This is a genomic window from Cryobacterium sp. Sr8 (genome assembly GCF_004403225.1).
Taxonomy (GTDB): domain Bacteria; phylum Actinomycetota; class Actinomycetes; order Actinomycetales; family Microbacteriaceae; genus Cryobacterium; species Cryobacterium psychrotolerans.
On record NZ_SOHO01000065.1, the window covers coordinates 28887 to 45032 of the forward strand.

Genomic DNA, 16146 nt, shown 5'->3' on the forward strand with positions numbered 1-16146 from the left:
ATGTCCTGGTGTCTCCGCTCAGCGAGTTTCCCTGGTCACCTGCCTCGGAACACTCTTATCGGAGGGCCGCGGCGGCATCGCTGGCGGCCCAGTGGGCGACATCATCTGCGTTGCCGTCCCTCAAGACGTCCCACCGCGTGCGGCTGTCGCCCCTGTAGGCCGGTTCGGCCAGCCATGCCACCTGCGCCTCCGGCGATCTGAAGCCGTCGGCGAGCGCGATCAGTACCGACTGTAAGCCGTCGACGACTCGGCCTTCGTGAAACTGTTGGGTTGGATAGTAGATCCGCCGGCCGAACTCGACCGCGACCAACCCGCGGGTCTCACGCAGTGAAGCCAACGCGGCGGCGTCCACACCGAGAGCGTCCCTAACAGCCTGCTGCGTCGCCCAAGGCCCCATGTTCTCGTAGAAGGCCGCGTCGTCCATGCCCGGCACTCTACCTTGACGGAACGCTCTTCGCCCCGCTGCCTCGTGTGGACGTCTCTCGCCTCGGTTCGACAAGGCCGACTCAGCGGACGAGGCGCAGTTCCACCAAATCTCGTATGCGGGGATCGATGAACTCCACCCCGTCGTACTCGAAGCCGTTGCGCTCGTAAAAGGCCCTGGCCCGGTGATTCTCGCGAGCGACCCACAGCTGCGCGGGCTCGTCCCCGAGAACTCCATCGAGCAGGGACTGGCCTGCCCCCGAGCCATGCTGGGCGGCGAGAAGGTATATCGAGAACAGCTGCAGCGAGCGAGCCGGCGGGTGCCCCTTCTCCGCATCAGGGCCTTGCGCGGGCCCGGCCGCAGCGAAGCCGACAACCGCACCGTCCCGCTCGGCAACAACGAGGCGGCCGGGTTCCGGCGGGGCGGACAGGTAGCGCGTCCACATGCCTTTTCGGGCGGAGAACGCATCCTCATTGAAGAAGGTGTCGGGGACCAGGCCAGAGTAGGTTTCTCTCCACGTGTCCACGTGCACCCGCGCGATCCGCTCTGCGTCTCGAAACTCCGCGGGCCGAATCAGAGCTGCTGGGCTGTCGGTCATGCCCCCACAATAGTGAGAAGGGGAGAACCGAAGCCGATCGACAGACCTCCCCTAATCTTCCGACATCACTGGGGCTCCGAATTCCACGCTTTATGCGAGAATATCGGTCTAATGACTGATATTCCACGCACCGCCTCTACCCTCCACGAATGGGAGGAGGAAGTTGGCGCCGGGATTCGGCAACTGCGAATTGACGCCGGCTACGACCAGGTCACGCTCGCCGAACGCGCGAACATCTCGCGGTCGGCCGTGCAGTCACTGGAAAACGGCGCCGGCTCCCGACTTCGAACTCTGATCGCCGTTCTCCGCGCGCTCGACCGAACCGATCTGCTCGGCCCCCTCTTGCCTTTGCACGGCCCCTCGCCGCTGGAAGTCCTGGCGGAGGCACAGCGCCGAAGCCGACGGCAGCAACGGCACCGCCCCAAGCGGAGCGATTGACCGATCATCCATCGAGTGGGCCGTCACTCGTCAGACGAGCGAATCGCCTGCCGGCTATCGGATGTGAAACCGCCAGCGGAGCCAGGCTCGCGCGCTGTCACCCACGCGATCCACGGCACCGAGCCCACGTACCAGGGCACCACGCCACCCGCGTTGCCCCGGCCAGTCGACGAGCCACTCGGGGTCGATGACACACTTGGCGCAGCGGTGAAAGGCGGGGAGGACGCGCGCCCCGCAGACGTTGCATGCGCCTCGAGTCTGAACAATTCGAAGCACCGTCGAGGTCGTCCACATCTCGCCGCTGCCCCGCCGGAACACAGCGACATCTCCGACGCGAATGGGGTCGAACGTGCTGAGCGGGGTACGGGTGTCGAGCGGTGAGCTGGGCCTGCCCGGCGCGGGGAAACGACGGACGGCGATGCCGGTGCCAAAGTAATCGAGCTCGTGCCGTGTGCCGCTGTAGGTGGTCAGCACATAGGCTCCCGGCTCCGAAATCTCGTCTACTTCGCACTGCCGGATCACGCCTCGTCCTCATTCGCGAGCATTCCGAGAACAGGCCCGGTGCTCCCGCCCACGGCGAGCCAGGCCCAGGGCGTGAGTGGCTCGCCTTGGGCGTCGACAAGGTCATCTTGGGGGGTGCTCATGATCAGTGACAGCTGCTCGGCTGACCGCCAGGCGAACGTGCTGCCATCGGCGTGGAGGATGGCGGCGAGCTCCGCGACGGTGACAGGATTGGCCTCCGCGTAAGCACGGCGGGCCGCATCTACCTCCGCCTGATACACGTCAGCCGCATCGAAGTTGTCATCGAGTGGCACACCGCCGCGGGCGTCGACCCAAGCTGCCTCTGTTGCAGGAAGGTCGTCGGGCAAACGGACAATCGCCAAGACGGCACTGCTGCGCGCCCAGAGGTCCTCATCCATATAGCCCCCGGAGACCTCGAACCGCGCGGGCTGCCCCACAGCGCATTCCAGCCGACTCACCACGCCGCCGGCATCCAGCCAGAGTGGGGGCGCGCCGGGGCCGGGGAACCGACGGACGTGCCAGGGGCCAGAGTGCGAGAGCCGGATCATCACATACGCTGTGCCGCTCTCGGTCACGGCCTCGAATGCACCGGTGTCAGTCGCCGGGTTCAACACACTGATCTGCTCTCCGCGGGCCGGGTCCCGTTCATTTCCGCTCATTGGCTTCCTTCCGTCTATCGCCGATGTTCTGGTGGGCAGAGCTGAGGCTCACGGATTGCCCGACGATGCGAGGGACTCGATGGCGACAACCATGGTCGAGCGTCGGGTCGTGTATTCCACGCCGGGCAGATTGAGGTTGATCAGCAGGATCATAGGTCGCCCGATGCTGCATTCGATGATCGCGACGAGGTCCACAAAATCGCCGTTCTGGCGGAGCGTAGAGTCGCTCTCTGTTGGCCTGTCGTGCGCGCGACACAGGAGCTGTGCTCCGAGATCGATGACGTAGGTCGCCCCCGAGAGCGTCGACACCCGATACGTGCCCTGCGCGACATCCATCAGTGACTTCATGCGGTCTCCCCACGGTCCGGCGACCCTGCTTAGAGTCCGGGCTGGAGAATCTACGTTGCACCTCCGACATTGCTGTCGTATGTCCAAACTGCTGTCGACGCAAACCGGGGCATCATCGTCAGTCGATACGGTTGGAGCATGGGGGAAACCGCACGGAGCAGCTACCGGCCGAATATCGACGAGACCACCTGGTCGGCCATTGAGGCATTCGTGACGACGGCCGTTACCGACGCCACACCTCGTGTCGCGTACTCCGCCACGGAACTGATGGGGGCCGTTTCACGGCTCGCCGCCTGGTGCCACACCAACGGAATCGCGCTCGATCAAAACCACGTGTTCGCCGCAGCGACCATCGAACGTCACGTCAAGGACGGGCTCGACAACTACAGCGACGCGTCTCGCGGCAACCGACGCTCGCAGCTGCGACGGGTAGGGGAAGCGCTCCTCGGAAACGCACCACTGGCGCCTGCACGGTTCACCGCAGCGGAACCCCTCCGCCCCTACAGTCCTGCCGACATTGCCCAGTTCAGCATCTGGGTCAAAGCCCAAACCACCCCCGAGCTGCAAGCAGACGCGCGAACCATCATCAGCCTGGGCCTTGGCGCGGGACTGGCCGCGAGCGAAATCGGCGCGCTGCGGGCCGCCGATGTCATCTCCGACAAGGCAGGGGTGCGCGTGCGAGTCGCCGGGTCCCGCCCGCGTGAAGTCCAAGTGCGCCGCGAGCGCGAGGAGGCGCTGCGGTCGCGGGCCACCGAACTCCCCGACGACGCGTACCTGGTCCGGCCCGCACGCACGAGCGACGCGAAAAACTTCGTCAGCAACCTCGTTACTCGAAGCGACCGGCCGGAGCGCGGACCACAGACGCAGCGGATGCGAGCGACCTGGCTGGTACACCATCTGTCGGCGGCGACTCCGGTCGCCGTGCTCATGGAAGCCGCTGGCATCCAATCCCTTGATGCCCTCGCCCGGTACGTTCAGTTCATTCCGCCTGTTCGGCCGGCCAGTGCACGCGAGGCTTCGCGGGGCGACTAGGTTCAGCGAACACGGAGCCCTCGTACGCTTAGCCCCTTCGGCAAATCGAGGAGTTCAGGGTTGGGCGATAGCCGGCGGATTCCCATTACCTGCTCTTTGTCGCAGTTGACGTACCTAAGCGAGAATCCCTTTCGGGCGGGGTATGCGGGCACGACATCCAGTTCGGATTCTCTCGTCCCTTGATCGGTGCACCGGCGTGACGTGTCCGCCAACGTGAGCGTCATGACGGGGTGCGGTTGTTATGTATGAATTCACTCTGCTCCTTGGTGTGTTTCAGGATGTCGGGCGGCGGGTTAGCTCACAGGGCGTCTCAACCGAGGTCGAAGACTTCCCTGCTCATGCGACGGCTCGATCGACGGAGAGGTAGCGCGGCAGCGCGCATGCACTGGGCCACGATCCCTACACGAGGTCATCATTCGACCAGCACGAATCCAACTCTACACTAACGTAAGGGTTGAGTTGAATTGTTGGATAAGCGCAGTGCAGCGGCGCCCACGGCGAGAGGGAGCACATGAGCGAGATGCTGAACCAGCTCAACTCCCAGGGAGAAAAGTTTGGCCCCTGGCAGGAGACCTACAGCGACGGGTCTCCATCCGGGAGCGGATCCTATTCCGACGGCCAGAAGACGGGCCTGTGGACGTTCTACTTCCGCAACGGGCGAGTGAAGGCCGAAGGAGAACACGAGGCGGGACAGCTCACCGGGGACTGGGTCTGGCGCCACGAGAACGGGGCGGTGAAGCAGCAAGGCGCTTGCCGCAACGGGATCCAACAGGGCGTATGGCGTCGATACCACTCCAACGGGCAACTGCTTGAGGTCGGCGCGTACGTCGCGGGCGAGAAGGCAGGTAACTGGAGTTACTACTCCGAGACAGGCGAGCTCGAAGGCGCCACGATCTCCTCACGATAGAAGCTGACCGCACCACGGCCGCGCCCAGGGCTAAGAATTCGGCCTGAAGTGTAACGCGATGCCCGCTAACCTCCCCTTCCGGGCTCGCAGAGAAGACGGGCGTGAGGTCGACGAGGCACTCGGAAGGCGCCATGTTGGACCGTCCCGCAAGGGGTTCGCTCTTCAAAAATGGCGGAGTGCAAAGAGCAGGACAATCGACTGCCACGGTGCAAGGATGAGCCCAATTGCACGTACGCGCACTCTTCGCTGGGGGGCCAGGACAACCATGGACAAGTCGACTCGGGGCAAACTCGCGCCCTTCCTAATCGGTGCCGGACTTCTGCTTGTCGTGAGCCCGGTCATCTTGTACTGGTTCATTCACGGCGATCCGGAACGCTACCTCTGGATCATCAGCGGCCCGCCCCCGTTCAGCAGCTTCGGAAGCGGGCCCTTCCAGCTCTACATGTACGCCGGCCTGGTCTGTTCAGGCCTCCTTTTCATCGCCGCCGGAATAGTCGCTCTGCGACGTCGACGCGTCCCGCAAACGGCGACACGACCGAGTTCCGCTGACGCGGTGCGTTGAGAAGCCTCCGCGGGCGGGGGTGGCGTTCGATCGCCGATCGAACCGCCCTACAGAGTCGCGCCTACCAAGGCAGCCACTCCTTTACGACCTTCGACGACGGCTTGGCCAATAGGTCGTGCAGTCGGCTCCTGGAGTCGTATGCGGTCGGCGACAACGGGCCCAAGAAGCGAAGCTTTCGAACCTTCACCAGTCCGTGCGTTGCGAATGCGTCGACGATCGACACGATTCGCGCGATGTGCTCGGATTCGGGCGGGTTGAAGAATTGGTCTTCCAACATGGTTACCTCGCCGACATCGACTTGGAAGCCCCAGTCAAAGTGCCCGTATACCATCAGGTCCACAGCCCCCTCTCGACGCGGCGTGAAGGTGACAATTGATAGGGGGTGCTCGACGACCTCTGGGTAGTCGATCGCGACCCGGTCGCCGTATCGTGCCTTGATCGCGTCCCCAACCGCATGGACAAGCGCCGCTCCATCGTCGTTTTCGTCGATCAATTTTGATCCTGCTTCTTCGTCAATGCCCTGGGGGTCTCGTTAGCTCGGCCGCTGGTCCTTTGTTGACCGATGCGCGCGAAATGCGGAGCGGATCAGGCGTCCGCAAACCGAGCGCGATGGGATGATCTTGGCATGGAACTCAAGGACCTTTCGGGACCAGCGCGGGTCGTTCTTCATCCGGCGGGCTACGAGTTCGAATCGGTGGTTGGCGATGATTGGGAGGACAACTGGCTCACCATTGCCGGTGAGGTTGTCTCCGGAGAAGAGGAATGGTCTTTCCGAGACCCCTCCTTGCTCGTCGACGATGCGATTGAGATCGCCGATTGGCTTGAGCGGGTTGCGGCTCGGCTTGAGGAGCCCACCGAAGTGGGCGAGAGCGGTGACATTGACCCGTCCCTTGCTTTCACCGAGCCGAACCTTGCCTTCAGCGTCCACAACTACGGCGATGACACAGCCGTCATTCGAGTTCATCTCTCAGCGGAGGCATTGCCTCCCGATCGACGTGGGCCGAATGTCGATCACATTGCGGAGTACGCCTTCTGGGTCGAAATGCAGATCACTCTCGCAGATGCTGCCAGCGCCGCTGCGACCTGGCGAACGGAACTCGCCGCCTTTCCACGACGGTGAGAGCTGATCTGGACAGGATTCCCGCTCCCTACCCGAGCGGCGCGTCCGTTCAGCGTCCGGCTTTCATTCGGGCAGCCGTTGAACGCCAGAAGGGTCCGTTGCGTGGGACCAGGCAGTGAGATCGCTCCTACGTCGTCCTGAGGTGATTCGCGATGCTCTCGAATATTGCCGTCTGGGCAGCGAGTGAGCCGCGCCAATCTCCGGGAAGGGCCAATGAGTGGTCTGCCTTCGGCACCGAGATCACGCTCGCCCTTGTGTCCGCGATCGCCTCGGGGAGCCATACGGTGTCAGCCTCACCGCCGATAGCCATATCGGCGGCGGAGGCCTCGATCAGTGCCTGCCGAACATCCACATTAGTCAGCACGGGCGTAAGCCAGACGCCAGGTAGGCCGTTGCGGCGTGCCCATGGAAGGGCAAAGCAGCCGAGCGACTTCGCGACGATGAGCCGCCGCGACGACTGAGGTGCAGCATCGAAAGCTTCAGCGACGGCTTGCTCAACGAACGCCTGCGGATGGCTGAGCGCTCTGGCGTCAACAGCCCATTCGACGCCTTGCACGTGCCATCCCTCTTGGGACAGCATCTCTCCGCACCAGTAGAGAAGGGGGCCCATTGCTGTGTAGCCAGCGCCGGGAAGAATGACCGCGACAGGCGCACTGTCCGAATTGGACCGTGCACGAACGAAAGTCGACATCGTCACACCATACTGGCGGGGCAGATCTTTGGACTTCGAAACCACTGCGCCGCTTCACACGACGTTCCCCGATACGTCATCCCGATGGATCTCCCCTACCTGACTCCCGCGACCAGAGCGACACGCCGACATCGTCGCGGTGCATCGCCGCTCAAAGGTAAGTGGATACTCTGTACCTACATACTAGGTAGGTAGTTCGAAACGTCGGGGGTCACGTGTCCGTTCGCCAGTCTCTTCTAGCAATTCTCGACCAGGGCCCGTGTTACGGGTACCAGCTGCGGGCCGAGTTCGAACGGCGCACCGGCTCAACCTGGCCACTGAACGTCGGCCAGATTTACAGCACCCTCGACCGCCTCGAACGCGACGGCCTCGTGCAGAAGGCCGACATCGACGCGGACGGCCAGAACTACTACGAGATCACGGATGCCGGACGCGCCGAGGTCGCCACCTGGCTCGGCTCTCCCGTTGCGCCCTCGGCCGCCGCCCGCAACGAGCTCGCGATCAAGCTGGCCATCGCGGTCACCCTGCCGGGCGTGGACATCGCTCGTGTGATCCAGGTGCAGCGCTCCGCCAGCCTCCGCACGCTGCAGGAGCTGACGCGGACGAAGAACTCGACCGACAATCCCGAGTCCGCGGAGGAACTCGCCTGGCTGCTCGTGATCGACTCGCTGATCTTCGCCGCGGAAGCCGAGGTGCGCTGGCTGGATCACTCCGAGTCCAGGCTCGCCCGCGCGGTCGCCGCCGGGTTCGCCACCCCACTGCCCCTCAATACCGAGGTACCGAAGCGGGGCCGCCCGGCCAAGAGCCCGGCAGTCAGCTCATGAGCGGCGATGAGCTCCTCCGACTCGATGGCGTGTCCATGCAATATGGGCGCGGCGAAACCGCCGTCACCGCACTCTCCGGCGTCGACCTCACCGTCTCTCGCGGTGAGCTGGTCGCGATCATGGGCGCCTCCGGCTCGGGCAAATCGACTCTGCTCACCGTCGCCGGCGGCCTCACCCCGCCCACCAGCGGTGAGGTCATCATCGAGGGGAACTGGCTCAGCCAGCTCAAGCCCGGTCAACTCGCGACCCTGCGCCGGCGCAGCCTCGGGTTCGTATTCCAGGACTTCAACCTCATCCCCTCGCTCACCGCGGTGGAGAACGTCAGCCTGCCGCTCGAGCTGGACGGCTGGAGCAGCAAGAAGGCGCACCGGCCCGCCCTGGACGCGCTCGGCGTGGTGGAGCTCGCCGACCGGGCAGACCGGTACCCGTCGGACCTGTCCGGCGGGCAACAGCAACGCGTCGCGATCGCCCGCGCCGTGGTCGGTGGCAGGTCGCTCATCCTCGCCGACGAACCCACCGGCGCCCTGGACAGCACGACGGGGGAAGTCGTGCTGCGGATGCTCCGGTCCCGGGTGGACGCCGGAGCCGGGGGCATCCTCGTCACCCATGATTCCCGTCACGCGGCCTGGGCGGACCGGATCGTGTTCCTGCGCGACGGACGCATCGTCGACCAGGTGCAGGCGACCGGCGTGTCCAGCCTCTTCAGCGGATCCCCGGCGTGACGCCGGCTCGCTCCACCCTGCCAAGCGAAAGCGCCGGCGGCGTGCGGCTGGCGTTTCGCATAGCCCGGCGGATGGCGGCCCAGTCCGTGGGGCGCAGCGTTCTCATCGCGATCCTGGTAGCCATTCCGGTCATTGGAATGGCCGGCATCGCCACCGTCGAAGCCAGCAACATCGCCACCCCGGCCGAACGGGCCACCCTGGAGCTCGGAAGCACTCAGGCCCGCTTGAGGGTGCCCTCGGCGCCCGACCCGTCCCTCGTTCAGGACCCGCAGAACGACAGTTTCTGGGACATCGACCGCGACGGCGAGGGCGAGAGCCTGAACCATTCCGACACGGCCGCGTCCGTTGCTCCGGAATCGTTCCTGCCGCCCGGTACGCGGCTCCTGACGATCCGCCAGACGTCGGTCGTGGCGGAAACAGCGCACGGCATCGGGTACTTCGAGGCCCTGCAGGGCCAACCCTGGGACGAGTCCTTCGCTGGGAAGTGGGATGTGACCGCGGGCACGACCCCGACCTCGGACTACGAAATCATGGTGACGGCGGCGACGCTCGAGCGGTTCGGTGTCGCACTGGGTGACAGCATCCGCGTCACCGAGCCGATGGCGGGTACCTTTCGGATCGTCGGCACGATCCGCAGCGCGGCCCTCGACAACAGCGGTGAGGAGCTGTTCGCCCGGCCGGGTGCGTTCGATGGCGTGCTGCCTGAAGGTGACCTGGCCGGCACCGAGTACTACCTGCCTGACACCCGCGTCGACTGGCCGGAGGTGCAACAGCTCAACACGCACGGGGCAACCGTGCTGTCCCGCTCGGTGATCCTAGACCCGCCCCCACCGGGCAGCACCGAGTTATCGGGGGGCGCCGGCGCCCGCGGCTTCATGGTCATCTACGTGGGCCTGCTCGGAGGCTTTGCCCTGTTCGAGGTGGCGCTCCTGGCTGGAGCCGCCTTCACGGTCGGAGCGCGGCAGCAGCAACGCGCCCTCGCGATCCTGGCCAGTGTCGGCGGGGACCGGCGGATGCTGTTCCGGGTCATTTCCTTTGGCGGCATCATCCTCGGAGCCCTGGGCGCCACCGTCGGAACCCTGCTGGGGGTCGGCGCGTCGTGGGTCTACATGGGAATCTCCGCCAACGGCAGCGCAACGCGCTACCCCGGTTTCCACGTCGAACCGCTCGTGCTCCTGGGCATTATCGGCTTCGCCACGGCGGCCAGCTGGATCGCCGCGGCCGTCCCCGCGCGGGCGGCGGCCCGGGTGGACGTTGTAGGCGCGCTGCGCGGATCCCGCCGACCCCCGAAACCCACGCGGAGACGACCCATCTTCGGCCTCATCCTCGTGGCCCTCGGTGCCCTGGTCACGTTTGCCGGCGGCCTCGTCGAGTTCGCCGCCAATGCGCCGCCCTACAATTCGAGGCTGGTGGCGGCAGGGGTGTGGCTGATCGTGGCGGGCGCGGTCATCATGCAGATCGGTGTCGTGCTTATCGCGCCGCTCATCCTGCGTGCGGCCGCTCGCCTCTTCTCGCGGTTCGGAGCCGGGGCACGCCTTGGCACGAGGGACATCGCCCGCAATCCCGGCAGGTCGGTCCCTGCCATCGCCGCGATCATGAGCACCGTATTCGTCGCCGCGTTCGCCATGAGTCTCGTCGCCTCGGCACAGGAGACGACCAACCGGACCTACAACTACGCGACGGCCCTCAACGGGGCCCGGGTCAGCCTGTACACCTACGACGACGACGGGCAGCGCATGCTGGGGACCGATGGGAAGAAGGTCGTTGCAGCGCTGAACAGCTCCTTCTCGGCCACGGACGCGCGTCTCCTTTCCAGCGCGCCCGATCCCCTCCTGCCGTTCGGTATCAACGAAGGGGATACCACGTCGACGTTCGTCTACCCTCGTGTCGACCCGGACACGGTCTGCCCCAGCGACGCACTGCGGGAGGATAAGGCCGAATCCGAAGCGCCGAAGGACCCCCGCTGCCCCACTCCGGAAATGCTCAACTCCAATCTCTCCGAAGTCAACGACCACCTCTGGGTCGGCTCCTTCGACGACCTCGCCGCGATCCTCAACGAACCCGTCTCCGACCGATCCCGCTCCGTCCTGTCCGCCGGGGGCGTGGTGAGCCTTTACTCCCAATACGTCGTGGACGACAAGGCGACCCTTGACTGGAAACACACAACGGACACCACCGAGGCGCCGGCGCGGACGGTGACGGTCCCGGCGAACGTGCAGAAGCCGAACGATCCGATCACCTTCGGAGTGTTCATGCTCAGCTCCACTGCCGACAGCCTGGGAGTCGACTACCGGCCGAGCTTCGTGCTCGCCCAACTTCCCGCTGCGCCGCCGCAGGCGGAACTGGATGCGGCCAGGGGCGCGCTGCGTACCATCTCGCCTTCCCTCTACGTCAACGTCGAGACCGGGCCAGAGGTGTTTGGCGCGACCTGGGCGTGGGCGCTCCTCGGGCTCACCGCCCTCATCGCGCTGGCATCGGCAACGATCGCGATCGGGCTCGCCCGCGCCGACGGCCAGCGGGATGATTCCGTGCTCACCTCCCTCGGGGCCTCCCCCCGGGTGCGACGGGCGTTCGGGTTCTGGCAAGCCATCGTCATTGCCGGTGTCGGAAGCGTGATCGGGGTCCTGCTCGGGCTCGTCCCGCCACTTGCCCTGTCGCTCCCCCAGGACAGCTCCGGGCACTCCATGCAAGCCTTCGCCCCGCCGTGGCTGCAGCTCACCCTCACCGCCATCGTCCTGCCCGCCGTCATCGCAATCGGCAGCTGGCTCACGGCGAAGGGAACCCGGGTGCGGTTCACCAGCCGCAGCGCCATCGACTGACCAACCGCCCGAAGGCAGACTTCGTCGCCTGCCTTCGGCGTGCAAAGTTGTCGCCGTGAAGGAAACGGATGGGGATCAAAACCCAATGTGCCCGCAGAGGGTTCCCCTGCGACAAGCTTTCGGCGCGGGCGCCGCGTGGCGTTAGGCCCGCACCGCAAACTGGAGTCATGACAGTGCGAAAACTTCCGGATCTCACTCCGGAACAGGTAGTACGACTGCAGGACGCGCTTCTCGAAAACGCGAACACACTACTGATGTCGGCCCTCGCCATACTTGAACTTGGTCATCACTCTCATGCCCGGTCCCTCGCGATCTTGGGTCTCGAGGAATCAGGCAAGGCCATCGCTGTCCATGAACGCCGCATCGAGATGGGTGACGCAACAGTCGGGGAGACGTTCAGGTGTGAGCGACTGGACGAACTATGGGCCAGCCACGAGAAGAAGCTAGAGACAGTGCACCGTTTCCTTGCCGAGGAGCCGTACTGGTTCGACACGGAGCCATCCGACCCTGACGAGAACGCTTCCTACCTCGGCACGATCAAATCCTGGGCGCGCCGCCACGACCGATCTAAGCAGCGGGGCTTCTACGTAGACCTCAGCAGAACGGGCGAGATCATGACCCCACGCGACGTCGCGGATGAGGGCGCCCTGCGTGAGGTTATCGCGCGTGTTCATCAGATCGGCTCGCAGCTTCGCCTTGGTGAGCACATCGAAGGTAGGCGCCAGGACGAGAAGGAAGCCGGGGTGCCGGCGATGATCGACGACGACCTTGCCTGGCTCGATGCCATCGAGTATCGCGATAAGGATGCTCAGGAGTTTCGGGCCGAGCTGAAACGGTCGATGAAGGAAGGCTCACATGGCGTTGCCCTTCCGAATGCGGTCTACCGGTTCAACCCTCCGGGAGCCGACCGAAGTCCATTCTGCAACGTCGGAAAGCCCGGCTATGAAGCCGAGACACGCGAACTTATGCGCCTCGCTCGCGAGCGCGACCAGTAGGGGCGTTTCCGCCGGCCCTGACCGCCCGAAGAGGGGTGCTCGAGGAACTGGGATGTGCGCGTTTCCCATGTCACGATGAGCAGGCTGTCCTCGACGAAGAAGGTAAACAATGGGCCTATTTGACCGACTCTTCGGCCGGCGCGTCGATGACTCCGCGACCGCTCCTCAGGCTCCGCCGTCGCGCCGCCGCGCGACACAGGACAGCGAGCCGGCATTCGCGATCATCGATGTCGAGACCACCGGGCTCTCACCTCGAGCGGATCGTGTACTCGAGCTTGCCATTGTTCACGTCGACGTTCAGGGGCGAGTGGTCGACGAGTGGGCGACCCGCTTCAACCCCGAGGGACCGGTCGGCGCCACCCACATCCACGGCATCAGAGACGCGGATGTCGCGAACTCGCCGGTCTTCCGAGACCTCGCGTCAACCGTGGCATCCCGCCTCGCGGGACTGCCGGTCGCGGCGCACAACGCGTCGTTCGACATGGCATTTCTCCGAGCAGAGTTTGAATCAGCCGGATGGGACGCGCCGTCGATTCCGTCGTTCTGCACCCTGCACGCAAGCCACCATTACCTGCCGAATCTCGCCCGCCGCAGGCTCGCCGATTGTTGCTGGGCGACTGGCGTAACGCTCGACAACGCGCACTCGGCACTCGGCGACGCCCGCGCAACGGCAGGACTCCTGAGCCGGTACATCGAAGGGTACGGCGGCGCCGAGGTCCATGCCGACCTGCTGACCCTGCCCGCACAGGCACGGGCAGTCGCCTGGCCCGCAGGCCCCACCCGTCGACCCACCCCCCGGCAGCGTGCAGCGAACCGACCCATCAACAGCCGACCCATCCGATTTACCCCGGCGCGCCCGAAGCACCCGCCACTCATCAAGCGGCTCACCGCACTGAGTCTGCTCGAGGTGGTCGACGAGGGAGCGCCCGAAGGCACGATGGCCTACCTCGAGACGTTGTTGGACTGCCTCGAAGACGGCGAACTGTCCGACACCGAGTCGGCGCAACTAGCCGACCTGATCGCGGTCTATAGCCTCAGCGACGCGGATGTCGCAGCCACTCATCGCGCCTGCTTACTGGCTCTCGCACACCGTGCCCTCGACGACGGTCACGTCTCACATGAAGAACGAGCCGAGCTGCACTCCCTTGCCGACCTGCTTGCAGTGCCGCGCACTGCTGTGCTTGAGACCATAAAGCACGCGGATGCCGCACGCGCCGCACGCATGAGCGCAGGCCTGCTCCCGCTCCCTGCCACCTGGGCCCATGGCGAACCGCTCCGCGTCGGGGACAAGGTCGCTTTCACCGGATGCGACGAAACGCAGCGCGAACAACTCGAGAAACGCGCCGAAGAACTCGGGGTGCGCCTGATGGGCAACATCTCCCGGCTCTCGGCAATGCTTGTGACCGACGGCTCATTCGCCGGCGGAAAACTCGCCAAGGCGACCGAAGTCGGGACCCGCATAGTGCACCCGGATGTGTTTGAAGTGCTGCTCACACACCTGCAACCGGCTTCGCTGCGTGCGAAAGCACAGTCCATGCCACTGCCCCAACTGGCAGTAGGCGCGTCGTCAGGCGATCCGTCGACAACGATCGATTCGGTCTCTTCAGCACCGCCAGCCCAGATACGTGCATGGGCAGCCGCGAACGGCTATTCAATTGGCGTTCGTGGCCGTCTGCCTATCGAAGTCGTCGAAGCGTTCTCTGCGGCGACAGTTTGAATCCACTGTCGGCGGGTATGAACCTACCGGAGGGCGCTGAAACCGCCATCCGACTTCAGCAGCTGCCCGTCAATCCAGCCACCTTCGCTAGACAGTAGGAACGAGACGAGCGATGCAATGTCTGACGGCTTGCCGCCACGACCTGCGGGAGTGCGGTCAAGCACCCAATCACGAACCTCCTGCGTCATCCATCCTGTATCCACCGGACCCGGATTGATCAGGTTCGCCGTAATACCCATCGAGCCGAACTCCCGCGATGCCGCGAGCACGATTCTGTCCAGCGCGGCCTTGCTAGCTCCGTAGGCGATCTCGCCAATCACGGCATCGCTGGTCAAGGCAACTATCCGACCCGTACCGGGCGCAGAGGAAAAGCGAAGAGCAAATTCGCGAATGAGCAGCCAACTTGCGCGGGTGTTAACGGCGAAGTGACGATCGAAACTCTCGACGTTTTCGGAAAGAATGCCGGCATTTGTACTGTGGGCGTGACTCATCACAAGCGCCTGAACCGGCCCAAGCTGCTCAGCTGCGTCGAAAATGGCGGTGGCGATGTCGGCAGACGCGAGATCCGCGTCGACGGCCACTGTACGGGCGCCAGCCGCACGCAGGTCGGCCTCGATACGCGCCACATCCCCAGCGCCGCCATTTACGCTTTCGTCGTATGCGGCGTTGTAAACGAACGCCAGGTCCCACCCGTCTCGTGCCAGCCTGTCGGCGATGCCCGCCGCAATTCCGATCTCACGGCCGAGGCCTGTGATTAGCGCAATGGGCCGCGAACCAGACATCGATATCCCCTCGTACGGTCCTCGTTCGCCAATGCGGTTCGCAGAGATGCCGGCGCCTGCGGCGAGCGAGACGTCACCAGACTCTAGCGCTCGAGCGTTACTTCGAGGGGCGGATCAACCCGATCGACTGGCATCCAACTCTGCTCGTCGGCAAGGAGCGCACGTATCGCGCTGAATTGCTGCGCCCAGTTCATGAGGTCTGCGATCTGCATGAGTGTTTCACCGCGCTGGATCCGAACGAGTCGGTCGTAAGTCATTCCCGGTGGCGGCGGTCTCAGGCTGTTGACGAAACCCTCAAGAGTCATTGGCACATCAAGCAGCTCTTCGCGGACCACGTTTGCGACTCGATGCTGCAGCTGAGCCGCGACGAACCGCAGATCGCTCTCGCTGTATCCGGCCGCGGGACGCAACGGTTTACTTGACTTCCCGAACTGTCGCGGGGTGGCCGAGAAGGCTCGCGGTTCAAATTTGAACCCACTGGGCTCTGTCGTCGCGCTCATGAGCTCAGTCTAGCTACCCACCCACGACGGCTTTACCCCAACTGAACGGGAGAACCTCCATGCGGAGGAACTATCTCCGACACGTTGGGGATATTCCCCGTATGCATCTGGATCGAGGCCACAGCCGTCCTACCGGCTCGCGCATGGAGGGGGTATGAGTTCACAATCCAACAGCCGCACCGCCCCGCTAACCAGTTATGCCGGGCCACAGCGAACAACCCAGCCCGCTCTCGAGTTTCGCGAGCGTGACGATGTCCGGCCAGGACAGTCCGTTGAGAACGGCACCGATGGTGGCCCGGTCGACCGCGGTGATGCGGGCCACCTCACGCACACTCCTGTCGCCGATTGCGCGCCGGAGGTTCAGCGTGAGCAGACGCGCTACCTCGGCGACCGGGTCGTCGCTCGCCGTCGTCGGCCAGTCGACACACAGCTCCGCTGGGGCGACACGAGCTGGGCGCGGACTCATGTCGAGAGCCTAGCGCCCGC

At 64.8% G+C, this 16146-nt stretch carries 18 protein-coding genes; 9 read left to right on the forward strand and 9 right to left on the reverse strand.

Annotation, left to right across the window (positions count from 1 at the left end):
* Window positions 1-55 precede the first annotated feature (55 nt).
* Complete coding sequence (locus tag E3T54_RS13085) at window positions 56-424, reverse strand: hypothetical protein (protein ID WP_134476067.1); 369 nt, start codon at window positions 422-424, stop codon at window positions 56-58.
* An 82-nt stretch (window positions 425-506) separates the two neighbouring features.
* Complete coding sequence (locus E3T54_RS13090) at window positions 507-1022, reverse strand: GNAT family N-acetyltransferase (RefSeq protein WP_134476068.1); 516 nt, start codon at window positions 1020-1022, stop codon at window positions 507-509.
* Between the two features lie 111 nt (window positions 1023-1133).
* Here E3T54_RS13090 and E3T54_RS13095 point away from each other — a divergent pair, with 111 nt between their 5' ends.
* Entirely contained in the window at window positions 1134-1460 is a 327-nt protein-coding gene (locus E3T54_RS13095) for a helix-turn-helix transcriptional regulator (protein WP_134476069.1), read from the forward strand.
* A gap of 518 nt (window positions 1461-1978) precedes the next feature.
* On the opposite strand, the gene E3T54_RS13100 is transcribed toward E3T54_RS13095, so the two are convergent.
* Together E3T54_RS13100 and E3T54_RS13105 are read right to left on the reverse strand one after the other, a co-directional pair.
* Window positions 1979-2641, reverse strand: coding sequence for a hypothetical protein (locus E3T54_RS13100; protein WP_134476070.1), 663 nt, complete (start codon window positions 2639-2641; stop codon window positions 1979-1981).
* A 48-nt stretch (window positions 2642-2689) separates the two neighbouring features.
* Window positions 2690-2989: a hypothetical protein gene (locus E3T54_RS13105; RefSeq protein ID WP_134476071.1), complete on the reverse strand. Its 300-nt coding sequence runs from the start codon at window positions 2987-2989 to the stop codon at window positions 2690-2692.
* Between the two features lie 69 nt (window positions 2990-3058).
* Between E3T54_RS13105 and E3T54_RS13110 the strand changes: the two genes are divergently transcribed.
* Both E3T54_RS13110 and E3T54_RS13115 read left to right on the forward strand, forming a co-directional pair.
* Window positions 3059-4021 carry a site-specific integrase gene (locus tag E3T54_RS13110; RefSeq protein ID WP_134476072.1) on the forward strand — a complete coding sequence of 321 codons (963 nt, stop codon included), beginning with the start codon at window positions 3059-3061 and terminating at the stop codon, window positions 4019-4021.
* Window positions 4022-4532: 511 nt separating this feature from the next.
* Window positions 4533-4928, forward strand: coding sequence for a toxin-antitoxin system YwqK family antitoxin (locus E3T54_RS13115; protein WP_134476073.1), 396 nt, complete (start codon window positions 4533-4535; stop codon window positions 4926-4928).
* Between the two features lie 623 nt (window positions 4929-5551).
* Here the strand turns inward: E3T54_RS13115 and E3T54_RS13125 are convergent.
* A complete protein-coding gene (locus E3T54_RS13125; RefSeq protein WP_134476074.1) occupies window positions 5552-5983 on the reverse strand; it encodes a hypothetical protein in 432 nt (143 codons plus the stop codon).
* Window positions 5984-6115: 132 nt separating this feature from the next.
* On the opposite strand from E3T54_RS13125, the gene E3T54_RS13130 reads away from it, so the two are divergent.
* A complete protein-coding gene (locus tag E3T54_RS13130; RefSeq protein ID WP_134476075.1) occupies window positions 6116-6610 on the forward strand; it encodes a hypothetical protein in 495 nt (164 codons plus the stop codon).
* A 127-nt stretch (window positions 6611-6737) separates the two neighbouring features.
* Here E3T54_RS13130 and E3T54_RS13135 read toward each other — a convergent pair whose 3' ends face one another.
* Complete coding sequence (locus E3T54_RS13135) at window positions 6738-7346, reverse strand: hypothetical protein (protein WP_134476076.1); 609 nt, start codon at window positions 7344-7346, stop codon at window positions 6738-6740.
* A 170-nt stretch (window positions 7347-7516) separates the two neighbouring features.
* Here E3T54_RS13135 and E3T54_RS13140 point away from each other — a divergent pair, with 170 nt between their 5' ends.
* From E3T54_RS13140 to E3T54_RS13160, 5 genes are all read left to right on the forward strand, one after another.
* Window positions 7517-8125, forward strand: coding sequence for a PadR family transcriptional regulator (locus tag E3T54_RS13140; protein ID WP_134476077.1), 609 nt, complete (start codon window positions 7517-7519; stop codon window positions 8123-8125).
* Entirely contained in the window at window positions 8122-8847 is a 726-nt protein-coding gene (locus E3T54_RS13145) for an ABC transporter ATP-binding protein (protein WP_134476078.1), read from the forward strand. The genes E3T54_RS13140 and E3T54_RS13145 overlap by 4 nt, the downstream gene beginning before the upstream one ends.
* A 71-nt stretch (window positions 8848-8918) precedes the next feature.
* Complete coding sequence (locus tag E3T54_RS13150) at window positions 8919-11666, forward strand: FtsX-like permease family protein (RefSeq protein WP_134476079.1); 2748 nt, start codon at window positions 8919-8921, stop codon at window positions 11664-11666.
* Between the two features lie 167 nt (window positions 11667-11833).
* Window positions 11834-12661 carry an AbiV family abortive infection protein gene (locus E3T54_RS13155; RefSeq protein ID WP_166804921.1) on the forward strand — a complete coding sequence of 276 codons (828 nt, stop codon included), beginning with the start codon at window positions 11834-11836 and terminating at the stop codon, window positions 12659-12661.
* A gap of 109 nt (window positions 12662-12770) precedes the next feature.
* A complete protein-coding gene (locus tag E3T54_RS13160) occupies window positions 12771-14378 on the forward strand; it encodes an exonuclease domain-containing protein (RefSeq protein ID WP_134476081.1) in 1608 nt (535 codons plus the stop codon).
* 23 nt (window positions 14379-14401) lie between these two features.
* On the opposite strand, the gene E3T54_RS13165 is transcribed toward E3T54_RS13160, so the two are convergent.
* The 3 genes from E3T54_RS13165 to E3T54_RS13175 form a co-directional block, all read right to left on the reverse strand.
* The gene (locus E3T54_RS13165) at window positions 14402-15160 is read right to left on the reverse strand and encodes an SDR family oxidoreductase (protein WP_134476082.1); all 759 of its coding nucleotides are present in this window, start codon (window positions 15158-15160) and stop codon (window positions 14402-14404) included.
* Window positions 15161-15243: 83 nt separating this feature from the next.
* Window positions 15244-15660 carry a hypothetical protein gene (locus tag E3T54_RS13170; protein ID WP_134476083.1) on the reverse strand — a complete coding sequence of 139 codons (417 nt, stop codon included), beginning with the start codon at window positions 15658-15660 and terminating at the stop codon, window positions 15244-15246.
* A gap of 187 nt (window positions 15661-15847) precedes the next feature.
* Window positions 15848-16126, reverse strand: a complete 279-nt coding sequence (locus E3T54_RS13175) for a helix-turn-helix transcriptional regulator (protein ID WP_134476084.1) — start codon at window positions 16124-16126, stop codon at window positions 15848-15850.
* Between the last annotated feature and the right edge of the window lie 20 nt (window positions 16127-16146).

Bases quoted from the DNA above. Each gene is read 5' to 3' on its own strand.
- E3T54_RS13085 (WP_134476067.1), bottom strand. From the start codon at position 424: ATGGACGACGCGGCCTTCTACGAGAACATGGGGCCTTGGGCGACGCAG.
- E3T54_RS13090 (WP_134476068.1), bottom strand. From the start codon at position 1,022: ATGACCGACAGCCCAGCAGCTCTGATTCGGCCCGCGGAGTTTCGAGAC.
- E3T54_RS13095 (WP_134476069.1), top strand. From the start codon at position 1,134: ATGACTGATATTCCACGCACCGCCTCTACCCTCCACGAATGGGAGGAG.
- E3T54_RS13100 (WP_134476070.1), bottom strand. From the start codon at position 2,641: ATGAGCGGAAATGAACGGGACCCGGCCCGCGGAGAGCAGATCAGTGTG.
- E3T54_RS13105 (WP_134476071.1), bottom strand. From the start codon at position 2,989: ATGAAGTCACTGATGGATGTCGCGCAGGGCACGTATCGGGTGTCGACG.
- E3T54_RS13115 (WP_134476073.1), top strand. From the start codon at position 4,533: ATGAGCGAGATGCTGAACCAGCTCAACTCCCAGGGAGAAAAGTTTGGC.
- E3T54_RS13130 (WP_134476075.1), top strand. From the start codon at position 6,116: ATGGAACTCAAGGACCTTTCGGGACCAGCGCGGGTCGTTCTTCATCCG.
- E3T54_RS13145 (WP_134476078.1), top strand. From the start codon at position 8,122: ATGAGCGGCGATGAGCTCCTCCGACTCGATGGCGTGTCCATGCAATAT.
- E3T54_RS13150 (WP_134476079.1), top strand. From the start codon at position 8,919: ATGGCGGCCCAGTCCGTGGGGCGCAGCGTTCTCATCGCGATCCTGGTA.
- E3T54_RS13155 (WP_166804921.1), top strand. From the start codon at position 11,834: ATGACAGTGCGAAAACTTCCGGATCTCACTCCGGAACAGGTAGTACGA.
- E3T54_RS13160 (WP_134476081.1), top strand. From the start codon at position 12,771: ATGGGCCTATTTGACCGACTCTTCGGCCGGCGCGTCGATGACTCCGCG.
- E3T54_RS13165 (WP_134476082.1), bottom strand. From the start codon at position 15,160: ATGTCTGGTTCGCGGCCCATTGCGCTAATCACAGGCCTCGGCCGTGAG.
- E3T54_RS13170 (WP_134476083.1), bottom strand. From the start codon at position 15,660: ATGAGCGCGACGACAGAGCCCAGTGGGTTCAAATTTGAACCGCGAGCC.
- E3T54_RS13175 (WP_134476084.1), bottom strand. From the start codon at position 16,126: ATGAGTCCGCGCCCAGCTCGTGTCGCCCCAGCGGAGCTGTGTGTCGAC.